The sequence below is a fragment of the Streptomyces sp. Qhu_M48 genome (assembly GCF_051305195.1).
GTDB lineage: Bacteria > Actinomycetota > Actinomycetes > Streptomycetales > Streptomycetaceae > Streptomyces.
In genome coordinates, this window is sequence record NZ_CP195432.1 from 6,528,677 (window position 1) to 6,545,991 (window position 17,315).

Below are 17,315 nucleotides of genomic sequence, written 5' to 3' on the forward strand. Positions count from 1 at the left end.
CGCCATGCGGGCACCCCGGCCGTGGCGAGGCCGCACGGCCCATGCGACCGGGCTCAGTGCGGGCGGGGCGCGCTCCCGGCGCGTCGGGGCTCCTGCCGGCCGTCGACTGCGGCCGGTTCCTCTCCCCCGTCGGGCCCGGCCGCCTCCGGCCGCTCGCGCCGCTCGCGGTGCATCAACTGACGTACGACGAGCACGAGCTCGGCGGGCTCGAAGGGCTTGGCGAGGAACGCGTCGACACCGGAGGCGGCCCCACCGGCGACCTCGTGCTCCCCGCAGGCGCTGATGATCGCGACCGGGAGATGGCTGGTCCGCGGATCGGCGCGTAGCCGCTCCGCCGTCCTGATCCCGTCCAGGCGGGGCATGACGACGTCGAGGGTGACGACATCAGGACGAACCCGATGTACGACATCCAGACACTCGGCACCATCGGCCGCGGTCACGACCTCGAACCCCTCGAGTTCGAGATTGACCCTGATCAACTGCCGGATCACCTTGTTGTCGTCGACAACGAGCACCCGGCCGGGCACGCCTGACACACGAACGAGAGTAGGCCGCCCCCGACGGCCGCGTCCGGGTTTTACCCACTTCTGACCCGTGCGGGGGACCGAGCCCCTGGTGACACCCCGGAAATACCTGTTCACAGCCACTCCCGCAGAGCTGGTAGGGTTCTACCCGTCGCCGCCGAACGCGGCGGACGCCCCCGTAGCTCAGGGGATAGAGCAACGGCCTCCGGAGCCGTGTGCGCAGGTTCGAATCCTGCCGGGGGCACTTCGCAGAAGTGCCACACAGACCCCGTGATCAGCGGAAACGCTGAGAACGGGGTCTTGTTGTATGTGCGGGCGGGCCGCGGCGCCGAGCAGGAGCGTGAGTTCTCGCGCCTCCTGCCGCGCCCGGCAGTACGTCGACGAGGAGACCACTTCGCCGGATGCGCCGGCGAGATCCTGCGCACCGCGCCCCTGCGCGGGGAGCACGGCGCCGACGGCCGCGACCGCACGCGTGACATCATGGTCGGCTACACAAGCAGCATCCTGGACGCCATCACCGAGCTCGGACTCGGCGTGGTCGCGGAGACCAGTTCAGCGTTCGCGCAGACAGCGGCACGCAGTTGGTCGGGCTCTCCGTGGTCGACGACGAGGACGCGTTCTTCGGGTGCTACCCGATCCGCCGCGACAAGGTCGTCGCCCGGGGCGAGACGATGGAGGACTACGACCTGGTAAGCAAGGACCCGTCCTCCTCTCCCCCTCGCTACGACGGCGAATCCTCGGGCGGAGCCCATGAGGTCCAGCAAGCCCGGATGTGGTTCGACAGCGTCCGGGAGACCATCGGAAGGAACTTCGACCGTGACAGACGCCGACCCGCTCATCGAGACCCTGGCGAACGCCCGCGTCCTCCTCTTCGACTTCGACGGGCCCGTGTGCGACGTGTTCGCGGGACTGCCGGCTCCCGAGGTCGCGCGGGAGCTGACCGCCCTGCTCTCCGCCCAGGACGAAGCCGCGGGCGCGAAGGCCGCCCAGACGGACGACCCGATCGAGGTCCTGCGCATCGCGCACGAGGCCGACACCGGCCTGGGCCAGAAGATCGAGCAGGCCCTCACGGCCGCCGAGGTCCGAGCCGTCGCGGTGGCGGGCCAGCCGACGCCAGGAGCAGCGGAAGCCTTCCAGGCCGCGCGTTCGGCGGGCCGAGGCGTAGCGGTGGTGAGCGACAACTCGGCCGAGTGCGTGCAGGCCTTCCTGAAGCTGCACGGCCTGGAGGAGTACGTCACGAAGATCGTGGGTCGGCCCGCGGAGCAGCCACACCTGATGAAGCCGAACCCGTTCCCGCTCATCACGGCAGCCGAGCAGATGCACATCGACGTCACGAGCTGCACTCTGATCGGCGCCTCGCTCACGGACATCCAGGCGGCCCACGCGGCCGGGGCGACAGTGATCGGTTACGCCAACAAGCCCCATGCGTCAGATCAGTTCACCGAGGCACAGGCCGACGTCATCACCGAGGACATGCACGCCATCGCCGACGCACTCACCACGACGTAGCAGAGCGGCCACAGGGGGGCTCCGGCGGGAGTGCTCCGTCTCCGGGATGGAGCGGGCGCCGGCTGAGGGTCCGGCGGTGACGGCGGTGACCCCCGCGAGGTCGCGGACTCCGTGCGTGCGTCGGTCCGTGGCCCCGTGAGGCTTCGGCCTGAAGTCCTGGTAGGGCGGAAGGCCTGGCTGGGTGGAGGGTCTGGGCGGGTGGAGGGGTACTACGCTCTGACGGATCGCTTTCGGGGGTGACGTGCTGATGAGACGTCATGAGGGTGCGTACAGGAGGAACCGTGGCCGGCGACGTGTCCAGGCGGTCCGCCAGGAAGTGCGAGCGGGTCTGGGGCGAAGGGGTGGCGCTGCTCCGGCAGGGGCAGTTCGACCGGGCGGCGCTTCGGTTCGACGAGGCCCTGGAGTACGACCCGACGGCCGCAGACGCGTGGCTCGGGCTCCACGCCACCGGTCGACGGCGGGACGAGGCGGTCGATGCCATGGAGGCGCACCGGCGGTCGTTCGGGGCGCTGCGGGCGCGGGCCGGACTGACGCTGCACTCCCGGTTCGACCTGGGCGTCTACGTCACCTTCCGGCTGGAGACCGCGCGTGACCTCTGGTTGGCCGGCCTGGCGAAGCTGCTCACCGAGGGCCGTGTCGACGTGGCCGAGCCGAGGCTGCTGACCGCCCTCCTCGACTGTGACGAGACCCGGTTCCTCTGTACCCGCTACGCCTTCCTCAAGAAGAACTGGCCGCTGGTCCTGGAGTACTCGCGCGGGATCGGCGACACGTTCCTCAGCGACGAGGCCCTGTTGTACGTCGGCTACGCCCTCGCCGACCAGCACGTCTTCCACGAGGTCCTGAGCACCGTCGCCCCGCTCCCCCGTTCCCTGGAGCGCGGCGGGAGGTTCGAGGCCGAGGTCGCCTATCTGCGCGGTCTCGCCCACGAGGGCCTCGGTGAGCACGACAAGGCCCTGCGCCAGTTCCAGTACGCCTACCGCTGCTCCCCCCACCTGTTCGATGTCGCCCAGCGCGCCCGGGCCCGCGTTCCCGAGCCGCCTTCCGCTCCCGCTCCCGCGCCCGCACCGGCCCCCGTACCGGCGCCGGCTCGGCAGGGGCCCTCGGCCGAGGCACCTCCGTCCGGGGCCGCCGGCGCCGGCGACACGGAGAGCCTGCTCGACGAGGCCCTCGCCCGCCTCGACCGCATGATCGGCCTCGACCCCGTCAAGCGTCAGGTGCGGACCCTCGTCGCCCAGCTCCGGATGGCCACCGTGCGCAAGGAGCAGGGCCTTCCGGCGACCGCCGGGCCGCAGCACTTCGTCTTCGCCGGTCCGCCGGGCACGGGCAAGACGACCGTGGCCCGCATCATCGGCGACATCTTCGCCGGGCTCGGCATGCTGGAGACGGGTCAGGTGGTCGAGACACAGCGGGTCGACCTCGTGGGGCAGCACCTCGGTTCGACGGCCCTCAAGACCAGCGCGGTCATCGACTCCGCCCTCGGTGGCGTCCTCTTCGTCGACGAGGCGTACGCGCTCTCCAACAGCGGCTACTCCGGTGGCGACGCCTTCGGCGACGAGGCCCTCCAGGTGCTGCTCAAGCGCGCCGAGGACGACCGCGACCGGCTCGTCGTGATCCTGGCCGGCTACCCGGAGGAGATGACCCGGCTCCTGGCCGCGAACCCCGGGCTCACCTCCCGCTTCAACACGCGGGTCGACTTCCCCTCGTACTCGGCGGAGGAGCTCCTGCGGATCGCGCGTGGGGTGCTGGAGTCCCAGGGCGACGCGCTCGACGAGGACGCGGCCACCGCGCTCGACGCGCACTTCCACCGCGTCGTACGGGAGGGCCTGGTGGACCAGCTCGGCAACGGGCGGTTCGCGCGCGAGCTCTGCCGCAAGGCCGCCTCGGCGCGCGATCTGCGCCTGTACGACACGCACGGCGAGAGCAGCGCCCCGAGTCGGGAGGACCTGACCACCGTGCGCTTCGTGGACATCAACACGGCCTATGAGGAGTTGCGTTCCGCCACCGGGTGAGACCCGAGACCCGGGGCCCACACCTGGCGGTGTAAGGCCGCCAGTAGGAGACCCGGGGCCCTTCGCGTGCCCGTGTCAGGCTGTCCGCTTGCGTGGGGTCGACTTCTTCGTCTGCGTCTTCGCCGGGGCCTTCGCCTGGGTCTTCTTCGCCGTGGTCTTCGCCGTCGACTTCGTCGCGGTCTTCTTCGCCGCCGTCTTCTTCGTCGACGTCGACTTGTGGGCCGGGGCAGCCGTCTTCTTCGCCGGCGCGCGGGACGTGGACTTCTTCGTGTCCGTGGCCTTCGGCGTCGCGCGCGGTTTGAGTTCGGTCACCACCGCGTCCTCACCGCGGGCCTCCTTCGCCGCCCTCACGCTGTTCTCCAGGGCCGCCATCAGGTCGATGACCTGGCCGCCGCCGGACTCCTCCCCCTGGGCCGGGGCCGGGACGCCCTCGCCGCCCTCCGCCTTCGCCGCGATCAGCTCCTCCACCGCGGTGCGGTAGTCGTCGTGCAGCGTGGTGATGTCGACCTCGCCGAGGGTGGCCATCAGAGCGTCCGCCAGGTCGAGTTCGGCGTCGCGGACGGTGACCGGGGTCTCGGGGGCGACTCCTTCGGGGGCGCGGATCTCGTCGGGCCAGAGCAGGCCGTGCATGGCGATCACGTCGTCCACGACCCTGAGCATGCCGAGCCGTTCCCGTCCCCGGAGGGCGTACTTGGCGACGGCCACCTTGTCGCTGCGCTTGAGCGCCTCGCGGAGCAGGGTGTACGGCTTCGCCGCGGGGACGCCGTTCGCCGAGAGGTAGTAGGCGGCGTCCATCTGGAGCGGGTCGATCTCGCCGGCGGGCACGAACGCCACGATCTCGATGGTCCTGGCCGTGGGCAGCGGCAGCGCGGACAGGTCCTCCTCGGTGATCGGGATCATGGACCCGTCGGCGTCCTCGTACGCCTTGCCGATCTCCGCCTGGGGGACCTCCTCGCCGTCGAGCTCGCACACCTTCTTGTAGCGGACGCGGCCGCCGTCCTCGGTGTGGATCTGGCGGAAGGAGACGGAGTGGCTCTCGGTGGCGTTCACCAGCTTGATCGGGATGCTGACCAGGCCGAAGGATATGGCGCCGTTCCAGATGGATCGCACGTTTCGTTCCTTCCGGTCGGATCAGTACTCTTTGTCGGCAATCGTGGGATTCTCATCGTATGACGCCGATCACGGAGGTGGAGGGGCGACGCCTCACGCTGAGCAACCTGGGGAAGGTCCTCCACCCGGTCACCGGCACCACCAAGGGTGAGCTGCTCCACTACTACGCGACCGTGGGGGCCGCGATCCTGCCGCATCTGCGCGACCGTCCGGTCTCCTTCCTGCGCTACCCCGACGGTCCGGACGGGCAGCTGTTCTTCACCAAGAATCCGCCGCCCGGCACACCCTCCTGGGTGAGGACCACCCCCGTGCCCCGTTCCGAGGACCCCCGGGCGCGGCAGGTCGTGATCGAGGACCTGCCCTCGCTGATGTGGGCGGCGAACCTCGTCGTGGAGTTCCACACGCCGCAGTGGCGGGCCGCCTCACCCGCCGTCGCCGACCGCCTCGTGTTCGACCTCGACCCGGGGCCGCCCGCGACGGTCGTCGAGTGCTGCCGGGTCGCCCTCCACCTGCGCGAGCGGCTCGCCGCCGACGGTCTCGACGCCTTCGCGAAGACCTCCGGCGCGAAGGGGCTGCACCTGCTGGTCCCGGTGGTGCCGACGCCGTCCGAGCATGTCTCGGCGTACGCGCGCCGGCTCGCCGTCGAGGCGGAGGCGGCGCTGCCGAAGCTGGTCGTGCACCGGATGGCCAGGGCGCTGCGGCCGGGGAAGGTCTTCGTCGACCACAGCCAGAACGCCGCCGCCAAGACCACCGCCACCCCCTACACCCTGCGGGCGCGGGCCCGGCCCGCCGCCTCCGCCCCCGTCACCTGGGAGGAGGTGGAGGAGTGCGCCCGCCCCGGCTCGGACCCCGAGGGCATGGTCTTCCTCATGGACGACATCGCGCCACGTCTGGAGCGGTACGGGGAGCTCCTGGCCCCTCTTTTCGCGGCCGAGCGGGCGGGGGAGGTGCCGTGAAGGGGGCCGCGGGCGGGGCCGGGGGCGGCGACGGGGCCCCCGGGCCCGCCGGGGGTGGCACCGGGGGACGCGGGGCCGGGGGGCGTGGGGGCGGGGGCCGGGAGGCCGGGGGCGGGAGGGTCGGGGACGGCGTCCCGGGGCGTACGGCCGCGAGCGGACCGGCCCCCGGCGGCGGCGCCCCGGGACCCGGGGCCGTGGTCCTCACGCCGCCCGTCGACGTCATGCGGCCCCGGTCCGCCGACGAGATCCCCGTACAGAAGGAGCCGCCCCGGGAACTCCAGTACTCGCTCAAGCTGGACGGGTTCCGTGCGCTCGCCTTCGTCCTCGACGACGGGAGGGTCGTCCTGCAGTCCCGCTCCCGCCGGGACCTCGCCCCCGAGTTCCCCGGGATCGCCGCGCACCTGCGGGACCGGCTGCCGCCCGGGATCGTGCTCGACGGGGAGCTGTGCGCCTACCGGGAGGGACGGCTGAGCTTCACGGACCTGCTCCGCTCGCCCGCGGACCGCGCGCGTGCGGGGGTGCCGGTCTCGTACATCGCCTTCGACCTGCTCGCCGTCCCCGGGCGCGACGTGCGCGGCCTGCCGCTCCGGGACCGCTGGGTGCTGCTGGGCGCGGCTCTTCGGGAGGCCGGGCCGCCGCTCCAGCGCGTCCTCGCCACCCTGGACGAGGAGACCGCGCGCGGGTGGTTCCGGGACCTGCGGGAGGCGGGTGTGGAGGGGATCGTCACGAAGTCGCTGGGCTCGACCTACCGGGCGGGCTCCACCTGGGCCTGGCGGAAGATCCGGCACGTGGACACGAGCGACGGCGTGCTGCTCGGTGTCGTGGGCCCGGCCGACCGGCCCCGGGCCCTGGTCGTGCGGCTCCCCGACGGGCGTACGGTGACCACCTCGCCCCGGCTCACCCCGGCGCAGGCGCGCGAGGTCGGCTCGTTGGTCGGCGACCGCGCGGGTCCCCTCGCCCGGGACCCGGAGCACGGGCCGGTGCGGTGGGTGGAGCCGCCGGTCCCCGTGGAGCTGCGGCAGCTCGCGGGGAGGCAGCGGCAGGAGAACGCGGCGTTCGTCCGGGTGCGGTCGGAGGGCTGAACCGCCGCCGGACCCCCGCTCCGGGTCGGCACGGAGTGCAACTGCCTTGCTGCGCACCGTACATGGCGCAAAGAGACCGCAACTCGGGCTCCGTGCGCGGCCGGTGTCGCCGGTAAGGCCTTGCCGTCCTTCCCGTGGTGCACACTTGCTGCCTGGTATGGCGCTCACGGGGAAGGCGGCCGGCAATGCTGACGGGGATCGAGGAGGTCGACTGGGCCTCGCTGGGGCATGCGTACGGCCCCGCGGACGACGTGCCGGAGCTGCTCCGCGGGCTCGCCTCGGCCGACCTCGCGGAGCGGGAGACGGCCCTCGACGGCATGTACGGGGCCGTGCACCACCAGGGTGACGTCTACGACTCCACGCTCGCCTGCATCCCCTTCCTCCTCGAACTCGTCGCCGACCCCGCCGTCCAGGACCGCGGCGGCATCGTCGAGCTGCTCACCAGCATCGGCGGCATCGAACTCGACGACGACGAGGAGCTTCTCGACGAACTCGACCCAGACGACGAGGAGTTCATCCCCGCCGCCAACTACGCGATGGCCGCCGCGGCCATCGCCGCCGGCGCCGACGTCTTCCTGGGGCTGGTGTCGGACGCCGACCCCGAGGTGCGGCTCGCCGCGCCCTGCGCGCTCGCGTCGCTGCACCCCGAGCCCGCCACGGTGCTGACCCTGCTGCGGGAGCGGCTCACCGTCGAGCGGGACACCGAGGTACGGCTCGCCCTGGTCGCCGCGGTCGGACGGATCGCTCTGCGGCACGCCGCGCTGCGTACGGAGACCGTCGACTGGCTCGGGTGGCTCGCCCGCGCCGCGCAGGACCCCGGGCTGCGGCTCGCGGCCCTCGCGCAGCAGGCCCGGTGCGCGCCCGCCGAGATCCCGGACGACATCGTGCCGTGGGTGACGGGGCTCCTGGAGGAGATCCGGACCATGGCCCACCGGCCCGTCTCCCCCGGCACGGAGCGGTCCGCGACGCCGACCCTCATCGGGCAGGTCAGGGAGCTCCTGGAGGAGCACGCGGCCGGGCGCCCGGCCCCGTGGACGGAGGAGCTGCTGCGGACCCTGCACGCCGCGCTCGACGACCGGGTCGACGACCGCATCGCGCTGATCCTCGCGCAGCTGCGCAGCCCCGACTGGGGGCAGCGTTCGGACGCGATCTGGCTGTGCGGCGGGTTGATACGGATCTGGCGGGGGCGGTACGAGGAGGTCGTCCGGCTCGTCGGCGCGCAGCTGCACGATCCCGAGCCCCGGCTGCGGGAGGCCGCGGCCTCTCTCCTGGAGCGGCTCTTCGAGCTGGGCGCGCCCGCCGCCGACGCGCTGGTGGACCGTCTGGCGACGGGCGCGGGCGGGCCCGGGGGCGGCGGAACCGCGCCCCGCCGGGGGCAGGGCGGCGGTCAGGGCGGTTTCGTCGGGCGGTCCGGGCGGGACGCGGCGCTCCTCGCGCTGGCCCGCGCCGGGGACACCCGTGCGGTGCCGCTGCTCGCCCACGCACTGGAGGAGCCCGAGGTGCGGCGGGAGCTGCTGTACGCCATGGACGGCCTCGGTCCCTCGGCGGCGATGCTCGCCCCGCTGCTGCGGCGCCGGCTCGCCGAGGTCGAGCTGGACGAACGGCTGTACGACCGGGCGGCCCCGCTGCTGTACGCCCTCGCGGCGGTACGGGGCAACCAGGCCGTGCCGGAGGTGCTGCGGGTCCTCCGGGGGGCGCCGCCGAACCGGCGCGACTGGGTGCGCGAGGCGGCCCTGCGGACGCTGGCGGCCTTCGGCCCCGCCGCCCGGGACGCCCTGCCGGACATCCGAAGACTCCTGGCCGCCGAGTCGGCCACGGTCTCCACGACGGCGGCGCGCGCCCTGTGGGCGGCGGAGGGCGACCTGGGCGAGGTCCTGCCCGCGCTCGAACGGTGGCTGCGGCCGGGCGCCCCGGGCGCGGACCGGTGCGCGGCCGCGCAGGCCCTGGGCGAGATCGGCCCGGCCGCGGCGGCGGTGGCCCCGGCCCTGCGGCCCGGTCTGACCTCGCGGGACCTGTGGGTGCGGGTCCGCAGCGCGGCGGCGCTGTGGCGGGTGTCCGGGGACACGGCGGCGACGCTGCCGGTGCTGCTGGCGGCCTGGGAGGAGAACCGGCACGCGCGCGTGGACGTGGCCGAGTGCCTGGCGGAGATGGGTCCCGCCGCCTCTGAGGCGCAGCTGGTGATCCTGACCGAGCTGACCCGCCGTCGCCGCCACAACGCCCGCGAGGGCGCCTCCGGCAGCCATGACATCCACGTCGACGAGAAGCTTCTGACCGTGTGCCGGGCGGCCTTGGCGAGGATGGAGCGGGGCGGGTTCTAGCTACCCCAGGGGCTCCGGGGCCTGCTCCGAAGCCCGCGGGGACGACGGAGGGCGGCTCCCGCTCCCTTCGGCAGGGACCGATTCGGCGCGCGCGGCGGAGGTCGTTCCCGAGCGCCCCGTGCAGGAAGTCCGTTCCCGAGCTCCCCGTCCAAGAGGCCCGCCCCGCTCCCGTCCGCGAGGCCCACAGGGTCCGTTGCGTATCGGACAACCCTACGAACGGACAAAAGGGACTTCCCTCCGGATTCCGCATAGGGTCTACAAGGAGCGGCGGGCCCGGACCGGCCTCGCCCCGTCGGCCGACCGAACGAGGAGCAGTGTGAGACCGCGCGGAGTGCAGATCGCCGCCGCCGGTGTCCTGTGCGCCCTCGCGCTCGGCGGCCTCGCCGGCTGCGGGCGCTCCGAGGGCGGTCTCCGGAGCGCGGGGGCCACGCCCACCGCCGTGGGGCCCGTGCGGCTCTGGCCCGATCTGCCGCCCGCCACGAATCCACCGATCGACTACGGGGAGACCGACACCGCGCGCGTCCCCGGCGTCCAGGTCCCCGACAACGACGTCCACTCCCTCGACGCCGTGGCGGTCGTCGCCGCCGAGGTGCGCGCCCACCCCGACACGTACACCGGCGGCGACGGGCTGTACGAGGAGACCGCCCGCGCGATCGAGGCCTGTGGCACCGCGCCCGCCGCCTGTCCGGTGATGCGGCCGTACTACCACGACCTCACCGGCAACGGCCGGGACGAGTTGATCGTCGGGATCCGCATGCCGGACCAGCAGGTCGGGGTGCGGGTCTACCTCGCCGAGAACGGCGGGCTCACCCGCGTCATGTCCACCGTCGACCAGGTCATCAGCGTGGAGCTGGCCGGCCGGGACCTGATCATGCGGGTCGGCTCGGCGGGCATCCCGGGGTACGAGTACCGCACCGCCTGGTCCTGGGACGAGCAGCAGCACAGCATGCTGCCGACCCGTGACGAGATCATCCGGGTGAAACCCTCGGGCACCGGGCCCTCGACCGTGCCCGCGCCCCGCCTCGTGAGTCCGACACCGACCTTGACGCCCACTCCGCCGGAGCCCGCCGCCGACGCGCCCGCCCCGCTCCCCGTACCCGACGAGCCGAGCCCGTGAGGGCCCCCCGGCTGCCCGCCTGGACCGCGACCCTGACGTGGAAGGCCGCGGTCTTCATCGCGGTGATGTGCTGCGCCCTCGCCGCGCTGCTCGGCGTCCTCGTCCACGTGTCGGTGACCGGCCAGACCGTGAACGACTCCCGGGAGAAGGCGCTCGCACGGCTCACCGACGTCACCCGTCTCCACGAGGCGGGCGAGCCGCTCCCCCGGTTCGCCGGGATCGACCCGCCCGGCCTGCCGGCCTCCCTCCGCGCGCTGGCCGTCCGGGGCGAGCGCGGCACGGTGGTAGCCGAGGACCGGGGCCGGCCGACGATGTGGGCGGCGGGTCCGGCGGACGGCCGCGCCCTCGCCGTACGCGTCGACTACACCCAGAGCGCCGAGACGATCGACGCGCTCGACCGCTCGATCCTCGGCTCCTCCGTCCTCGCGATCGGGGCGACGCTGCTCGTGGGCGTCTTCGCCGTCACGCGGGTGACCCGGAGGCTGCACCTCACCGCCCAGGTGGCCCGCCGGATCAGCGCAGGCGATCTCGACGCGCGCGTCGACGACCCCCGTACGAAGGACCCCTCGCGCCCCCAGGACGAGGTGGCCACGGTCTCCGGGGCACTCGACACGATGGCGTCCTCGCTCCAGAGCAAGCTGCAGAGCGAGCAGCGGTTCACCGCCGACGTGGCGCACGAGCTGCGCACCCCGCTGACCGGGCTCTCGGCCGCGGCGGAGCTGCTGCCGGAGGGGCGGCCCTCGGAGCTCGTACGGGACCGGGTGCGGGCGATGCGCGCCCTCACCGAGGACCTCCTGGAGATCTCGCGGCTCGACGCCCGCAACGAGACCGTGGACCTGGCGGTGCACGAGCTCGGTCCGCTCGTCGAGCGGGTGGTGCGCGCGTCGGGCACGGACACCGAGGTGCGGGTCGTCCGGGACACGACGGTGGAGACGGACCGGCGGCGCCTGGAGCGGGTGCTCGGCAATCTGGTGGCCAACGCGCACAAGCACGGGTCCCCGCCCGTGGTGGTGACGGTGGACGGGCCGGTGCTCTCCGTACGGGACCACGGGCCCGGCTATCCGGGGTACCTGCTGGAGTCGGGGCCGCAGCGGTTCCGCACCGAGAGCGGGGGCAAGGGGCACGGTCTCGGGCTGACGATCGCGGTGGGGCAGGCCGGGGTGATCGGCGCCGAGCTGCGCTTCACCGGCGCGCAGGGCGGCGGAGCCGAGGCCCGGCTGCGGCTGCCCGAGTACGTGACCCTCGCGGACCCGGCGCGGGAGGACTGACGGCGCCGCACGGCGCGGGCGGACCCCGCGCGGCACGGGCGGACCGCCCGTCGCGGGGACGGACCCTCGGCGGCGCGGACAGCCCGCCCACGGCACACCGTCACACAAAAGGGACATAGGGCATACCGCTTGCTACGTTGCGGCCATGACCGCACCGCGCACGGACGCTCCCCCGCCGGGGGTGCGCCTGCCGAAGCGCCGCGGCGTGGAACTCTCCCTCCTCGTCTGCGCCGTCCTCATCTCCGTCTGCGGCTACGCCGAGGTCGGACTCGCCCGCAGCGGAGCCGTACCGCCGGACGCCGCCCGCTACGGAGCCGGGCTCGGCCTGCTCGCGCTCGTCGCCCATCTCGCGGTCCGGTTCCGCGCCCCGTACGCCGATCCGCTGCTCCTGCCGATCGCGGTGCTGCTCAACGGCCTCGGCCTGGTCCTGATCTACCGGCTCGACCTGGAGACGCCGAACGACCAGGCGGCGGCGACGCAGCTGGTCTGGTCGACGCTCGGGGTGGCGCTCTTCATCGTGGTCGTCCTGCTGCTCCGCGACCATCGCGCGCTCCAGGGGTACGCGTACGTGTCGGTGGCCGCCGCGCTCGCCCTGATGATCCTGCCGATCTTCTTCCCCGCCGTGAACGGCGCGAAGATCTGGATCCGGATCGGAGGCCTCTCCTTCCAGCCGGGCGAGTTCGCCAAGATCCTGCTCGCCGTCTTCTTCGCCGCGTACCTCGCCGCCAACCACAACGCGCTCGCGTACGCCGGCCGCACGATCTGGAGGTTCCAGTTCCCGACCGGCCGGGTGCTGGGGCCCATCGTGGCGATCTGGCTGCTGAGCGTCGGCGTGCTCGTCCTCGAACGGGACCTGGGCACCTCGCTGCTCTTCTTCGGACTCTTCGTGATCATGCTGTACGTGGCCACCGGACGGATCGGCTGGATCGCGGTCGGACTCGTCCTGGCCTCGGCCGGGGCCTTCCTCGTCGGCTCCCTCGAACCGCACGTGCACAGCCGGGTGGAGGACTGGCTCGACCCCTTCGCCTCGATCCGGGCGGGCGAGGGGCCCGGGCAGCTCGCCCAGTCGCTGTTCTCCTTCGCCGCCGGCGGAATGCTCGGCTCCGGGCTCGGCCTCGGCCACTCCGTCCTCATCGGCTTCGCCACCAAGTCCGACTTCATCCTCGCCACCGCCGGCGAGGAGCTGGGACTCGTCGGCCTCACGGCGCTCTTCCTGCTGTACGCGCTGCTCGTCGCCCGCGGCTACCGTGCCGGCCTCTCGCTGCGCGACCCCTTCGGACGGCTCCTCGCGATCGGGCTCGCCTCGATCGTGGCCCTCCAGGTCTTCGTCATCGCGGGCGGGGTGATGGGGCTCATCCCGCTCACCGGCATGGCGATGCCGTTCCTGGCGCAGGGAGGCTCCTCGGTCGTCACCAACTGGGTGATCGTGGCGCTCCTCATCCGCGTCAGCGACTCGGCCCGCGCGCCCCAGCCCGACGACGCGGACACCGGGACGCTCGCGCCCGTCAAGGAGGGCGCCTCGTGAACCCGTCGTACCTGCCAGAGGAGGGCGCCTCGTGAACCGGTCGTACCTGCCAGAGGAGGGCGCCTCGTGAACCGGTGGTACGCGCGAGAGGGAGGCGCCTCGTGAACCCGTCGGTCGACTCCAAGGAGGATGCCTCGTGATCCGCTACGCGCGGCGGGCCGCCGCGCTCTGTCTCGTCCTCCTCGTCGCCCTCCTCGTCAACTCCGCCCGGGTGATGGTCTTCGAGGCCGAGTCGCTCGACGACAACCCCGCCAACCGGCGGATCGCGATCAAGCGCTACGCGGAGCCGCGCGGCGAGATCGTCGTCGACGGGAAGCCGGTGACGGGCTCACGGGACAGCGGGCAGCAGCTGCGCTGGGAACGGACCTACCGGCAGGGCCCGTTGTACGCCCCGCTGACCGGCTACTCCTCCCAGACCTACGGCACGACCCTCGTCGAGCACGCCGAGGACGCGATCCTGTCCGGCACCGCGTCCGCGCTGGCACCACTGCCGCTCTGGAACGACCTCACCCGGGGCAGGCAGCCCGGCGGTGACGTGGTGACGACGATCCGCTCGTCGATGCAGGAGGCCGCCTACCGGGGGCTCGGGGGGAAGCGCGGCGCCGTCGTCGCGGTGGAGCCGCACAGCGGTCGCGTCCTGGCGCTCGTCAGCTCGCCCTCGTACGACCCCGGTGTCCTCTCCGGGACGGGCAAGGAGGTCAAGGACGCCTGGAGGCGGCTCAACACCTCGCCGAACCAGCCGATGCTGAACCGGGCGCTGCGGCAGACGTACCCGCCGGGCTCCACGTTCAAGATCGTGACGGCCGCGGCGGCGCTGGACGCCGGGGCGGTGCGGGACGTGGACGCGCCGACGGACACCCCCGACCCGTTCGTGCTGCCCGGTACCCGGCAGGTGCTGCCGAACGAGGCGACGGGCTGCGCCGACGCCTCCCTCGCGTACGCCATCCAGTGGTCGTGCAACACGGTGATGGCCGGCCTCGGGGTGGAGGTGGGGCTGACCGGGATGGTCGACGCGGTGGAACGGTTCGGCTTCAACGACACCGGGCTGAGGGTGCCGTCCTGGGTGGCGGAGTCCCACTTCGACCGGGAGATGAGCCCGGACCAGCTGGCGCTCTCCTCCATCGGGCAGTTCGACACGACGGCGACCCCGCTCCAGATGGCCCTGGTCGCGGCGGCCGTCGCCAACAACGGCGAGATCGCCCAGCCCTACCTCGTCGACCGCACCACGACCTCGGGCGGCACGACCGTCGACCGCACGGGCCGCCGCAGCTACCGGCAGGCGATGAACCCCTCGACGGCGATGCGGCTCCAGCGGCTGATGGTGAAGGCGGTCGAGGAGGGCACCGGGACGAACGCGGCGATCCCCTGGGCCCGTGTCGGCGGCAAGACGGGCACGGCGCAGCACGGCTTCGGCAACACGGGGACCCCGTACGCCTGGTTCATCGCCTGGGCACAGGCCGACGACGCGGCCCAGCCGGCGGTCGCTGTGGCGGTGGTCGTGGAGGACGCGGAGGCCGCCCGTACGGACATCAGCGGGGGCGGCAGCGCGGCCCCGATCGCGAAGGCGGTGATGGAGGAGGCGCTCCGCCTGGAGGCGGAGGCGCGGGGGTAGCCCGGTCTCCGGCCGTCGTTCCCCCTGCCGCCGGCTCCCCCGGCGTTTCCCCGGCCGCCGCTCCCCCGGCGCTCTCCCGGCCGCCGCTCCCCCGGCGCAAGCCCTGCCTCCCGCGCCCTCCGGCCGGGTCAGGCGATCGGCTTGCGGATCTCCGCGCGGATCCTGGCCGTCTTCTCGGCGAGCTCGGCCAGGTCTATGTCACGCGGGTCGGCGGTGGCCGACTCCGGGGCGACGAGGGCCACGGCGGCGGCCGTGTTGCCGTCGCCCCAGGCGCACATGGGGAGCGTGGTCGTGGCGAGTCCGTTCCGCGACGTGGTGACCTGGCACCTGATGGTCACGCCGTACCCGGCGGGGGTGAAGTCCCTGGGCTTGACCACCAGTTTGGAGCCCTTCTCCGTGGCGGCGCCCTTGAGGATGGAGCCACGGGTGGACTCGCCGCTCCTGATGCGTCCGTACAGCCCGGAGAGGACGAGGACGGACTCGTCCTCGGCGCTGTACTGCCCGACCGCCGCCGTGGCGTCCTTCACGGTGAGATCGGGGGCTTCCTCGATCTCCTTGCCCTGGGTGTCGGAGAGGTCGGAGACCAGCGTGTACTCGCCGCCGAGCAGGGTCTTGGGGACGACGAGCTGGTGCGTCGCCTCGGGGAAGTCGCCGGCGACGCCGTCGAGCCCTGCCTTGACCGCGTAGCCGAGACCGCCGACCAGGACCAGGGAGCCGATGACGATGGCGACGATCGCGCCGGCCGACAGGCCCTTCTTCGGCGGTGGCCCCACGGGCGGCTGTCCCCAGCCTCCGGCGCCGGGCCCCTGGTAGCCCGGCGGGACGCCGTGCGGCGGGACCCCCTGCTGGGGGAAGCCCTGTGGCGGGTAGCCCTGCGGCGCGCCGAACGCGCCGGGCTGCCCCGGGGGCGGTACCGGTCCGCCGTACGGGTTGTGGGGCGGCTGGTGCGGCGGAGGCGGCATGGTCATGACGGGCACGCTACGTCACTCCTGTGACAGGCCGCTCTCCCGGGTACGGGCACGGGCTCAGTCCCCCGCCGCCCCCTCCGCGATCGCGTCCGCCACCTCCGTCACCCTGGCCCGCTCCTCCTGCGCGAAGCGTTCCGCGTCGAGCCGTTCCGCGATCTCCTCGTCCTGGGTCATCAGCAGGTCGAGGTTGGAGTCGCCGAGGTCGAAGACGCCCATGTCGAGGTAGGCCTTCTGGAGGCGTTCGCCCCAGAGGCCGATGTCCTTGACGCACGGGACGATCCGGCTGAAGAGGAGCCTGCGGAAGAGGTGCAGGAACTCGCTCCGCTCGGTCAGCTCCTCCGCCTCCTTCCGCGGGATGCCGAAGTTCTCCAGGACCTCGACACCGCGCAGCCGGTCGCGCATCAGGTGACAGCCCTCGATGACGAACTCCTCGCGCTCGCGGAGTTCGGCGTCCGACAGCTGCTTGTAGTAGTCGCGCAGGGCCATCCGTCCGAAGGCCACGTGCCGGGCCTCGTCCTGCATCACGTACGCGAGGATCTGCTTCGGGAGCGGCTTGTCGGTGGTGTCGCGGATCATGCCGAACGCGGCGAGGGCGAGGCCTTCGATGAGGACCTGCATGCCGAGGTAGGGCATGTCCCAGCGGGAGTCGCGCAGGGTGTCGTCGAGCAGGCCCCGCAGGTTGTCGTTGATCGGGTAGAGCATGCCGACCTTGTCCTGGAGGAAGCGGCCGTAGATCTCGGCGTGCCGGGCCTCGTCCATCGTCTGGGTGGCCGAGTAGAACTTGGCGTCCAGGTCGGGCACGGACTCGACGATCCGGGCGGCGCAGATCATGGCGCCCTGCTCACCGTGGAGGAACTGGCTGAACTGCCAGGAGGCGTAGTGCCGGCGCAGGTCGCCCTTGTCCTTCTCGGTCATCTTCGCCCAGTGGCGGGTGCCGTGGAGGGTCAGGACCTCGTCGGGGGTGCCGAGCGGGTCGTACGGGTCGACCGCCAGGTCCCAGTCGATCCGCGTGGCGCCGTCCCACTGCTTGTCCTTGCCCTTCTGGTAGAGGGCGAGGAGGCGCTCGCGGCCGTCGCCGTACTCCCAGGAGAAGCGGGCGGCGCCGGTGGCGGGCACCTGCCAGCCCGGGGAGGGCGGGGCGGTGGTGTAGAGGTCGCGCGTCGACACTGACGCCTCCTTGGGTGGGGTCGGGCCTTTCCCGTGGTGCGTTGCGGTGGTGCGGGCGTTGCGGGTCCTTCGGCCCAGGCTCACACGTTGGTAGACGGAACGTCAACAAGTCGCGCAGAAGCGGGAGTTGGCGCGCGCGAGGGATTGACG

At 73.1% G+C, this 17,315-nt stretch carries 13 protein-coding genes and 1 tRNA gene; 10 read left to right on the plus strand and 4 right to left on the minus strand.

The genetic code is table 11. The features are described from left to right. Positions 1–53: 53 nt before the first annotated feature. The gene (locus ACRRSS_RS29135; protein WP_435974028.1) at positions 54–536 is read right to left on the minus strand and encodes a response regulator; all 483 of its coding nucleotides are present in this window, start codon (positions 534–536) and stop codon (positions 54–56) included. Positions 537–696: 160 nt separating this feature from the next. Here ACRRSS_RS29135 and ACRRSS_RS29140 point away from each other — a divergent pair. From ACRRSS_RS29140 to ACRRSS_RS29150, 3 genes are all read left to right on the plus strand, one after another. Beyond that, positions 697–768: transfer RNA gene (locus tag ACRRSS_RS29140), tRNA-Arg, on the plus strand. Between the two features lie 572 nt (positions 769–1,340). Next, the gene (locus tag ACRRSS_RS29145) at positions 1,341–2,033 is read left to right on the plus strand and encodes an HAD family hydrolase (RefSeq protein ID WP_435974029.1); all 693 of its coding nucleotides are present in this window, start codon (positions 1,341–1,343) and stop codon (positions 2,031–2,033) included. Positions 2,034–2,314: 281 nt separating this feature from the next. Continuing rightward, on the plus strand, positions 2,315–4,042 hold the full coding sequence (locus ACRRSS_RS29150; RefSeq protein WP_435974030.1) for an AAA family ATPase: 1,728 nt from the start codon (positions 2,315–2,317) through the stop codon (positions 4,040–4,042). A gap of 75 nt (positions 4,043–4,117) precedes the next feature. Here ACRRSS_RS29150 and ACRRSS_RS29155 read toward each other — a convergent pair whose 3' ends face one another. Beyond that, complete coding sequence (locus ACRRSS_RS29155) at positions 4,118–5,152, minus strand: Ku protein (RefSeq protein WP_435974031.1); 1,035 nt, start codon at positions 5,150–5,152, stop codon at positions 4,118–4,120. 59 nt (positions 5,153–5,211) lie between these two features. On the opposite strand from ACRRSS_RS29155, the gene ligD reads away from it, so the two are divergent. The 7 genes from ligD (at position 5,212) to ACRRSS_RS29190 (ending at position 15,030) form a co-directional block, all read left to right on the plus strand. Then, a complete protein-coding gene (gene ligD, locus ACRRSS_RS29160) occupies positions 5,212–6,108 on the plus strand; it encodes a non-homologous end-joining DNA ligase (RefSeq protein WP_435974032.1) in 897 nt (298 codons plus the stop codon). Between the two features lie 194 nt (positions 6,109–6,302). Then, positions 6,303–7,190 (plus strand): ATP-dependent DNA ligase, encoded by an 888-nt coding sequence (locus tag ACRRSS_RS29165; protein ID WP_435974033.1) that lies wholly within the window; start codon positions 6,303–6,305, stop codon positions 7,188–7,190. Between the two features lie 185 nt (positions 7,191–7,375). After that, positions 7,376–9,508 carry a PBS lyase gene (locus ACRRSS_RS29170; RefSeq protein WP_435974034.1) on the plus strand — a complete coding sequence of 711 codons (2,133 nt, stop codon included), beginning with the start codon at positions 7,376–7,378 and terminating at the stop codon, positions 9,506–9,508. Between the two features lie 316 nt (positions 9,509–9,824). Further along, positions 9,825–10,625, plus strand: coding sequence for a hypothetical protein (locus ACRRSS_RS29175; protein WP_435974035.1), 801 nt, complete (start codon positions 9,825–9,827; stop codon positions 10,623–10,625). Beyond that, positions 10,622–11,893: an ATP-binding protein gene (locus tag ACRRSS_RS29180; RefSeq protein WP_435974036.1), complete on the plus strand. Its 1,272-nt coding sequence runs from the start codon at positions 10,622–10,624 to the stop codon at positions 11,891–11,893. The genes ACRRSS_RS29175 and ACRRSS_RS29180 overlap by 4 nt, the downstream gene beginning before the upstream one ends. Positions 11,894–12,038: 145 nt before the next feature. Next, positions 12,039–13,418: an FtsW/RodA/SpoVE family cell cycle protein gene (locus ACRRSS_RS29185; RefSeq protein WP_435974037.1), complete on the plus strand. Its 1,380-nt coding sequence runs from the start codon at positions 12,039–12,041 to the stop codon at positions 13,416–13,418. Between the two features lie 136 nt (positions 13,419–13,554). After that, the gene (locus ACRRSS_RS29190; protein WP_435974038.1) at positions 13,555–15,030 is read left to right on the plus strand and encodes a penicillin-binding transpeptidase domain-containing protein; all 1,476 of its coding nucleotides are present in this window, start codon (positions 13,555–13,557) and stop codon (positions 15,028–15,030) included. Between the two features lie 128 nt (positions 15,031–15,158). On the opposite strand, the gene ACRRSS_RS29195 is transcribed toward ACRRSS_RS29190, so the two are convergent. Together ACRRSS_RS29195 and ACRRSS_RS29200 are read right to left on the minus strand one after the other, a co-directional pair. Beyond that, positions 15,159–15,998 carry a hypothetical protein gene (locus tag ACRRSS_RS29195; RefSeq protein WP_435974039.1) on the minus strand — a complete coding sequence of 280 codons (840 nt, stop codon included), beginning with the start codon at positions 15,996–15,998 and terminating at the stop codon, positions 15,159–15,161. Positions 15,999–16,055: 57 nt separating this feature from the next. Then, on the minus strand, positions 16,056–17,165 hold the full coding sequence (locus ACRRSS_RS29200) for a ferritin-like domain-containing protein (protein ID WP_435974040.1): 1,110 nt from the start codon (positions 17,163–17,165) through the stop codon (positions 16,056–16,058). Positions 17,166–17,315 lie beyond the last annotated feature (150 nt).

Excerpts from the sequence above, each read along its gene's own strand:
- ligD (WP_435974032.1), top strand. The coding sequence starts at position 5,212 with ATGACGCCGATCACGGAGGTGGAGGGGCGACGCCTCACGCTGAGCAAC.
- ACRRSS_RS29170 (WP_435974034.1), top strand. The coding sequence starts at position 7,376 with ATGCTGACGGGGATCGAGGAGGTCGACTGGGCCTCGCTGGGGCATGCG.
- ACRRSS_RS29185 (WP_435974037.1), top strand. The coding sequence starts at position 12,039 with ATGACCGCACCGCGCACGGACGCTCCCCCGCCGGGGGTGCGCCTGCCG.
- ACRRSS_RS29195 (WP_435974039.1), bottom strand. The coding sequence starts at position 15,998 with ATGACCATGCCGCCTCCGCCGCACCAGCCGCCCCACAACCCGTACGGC.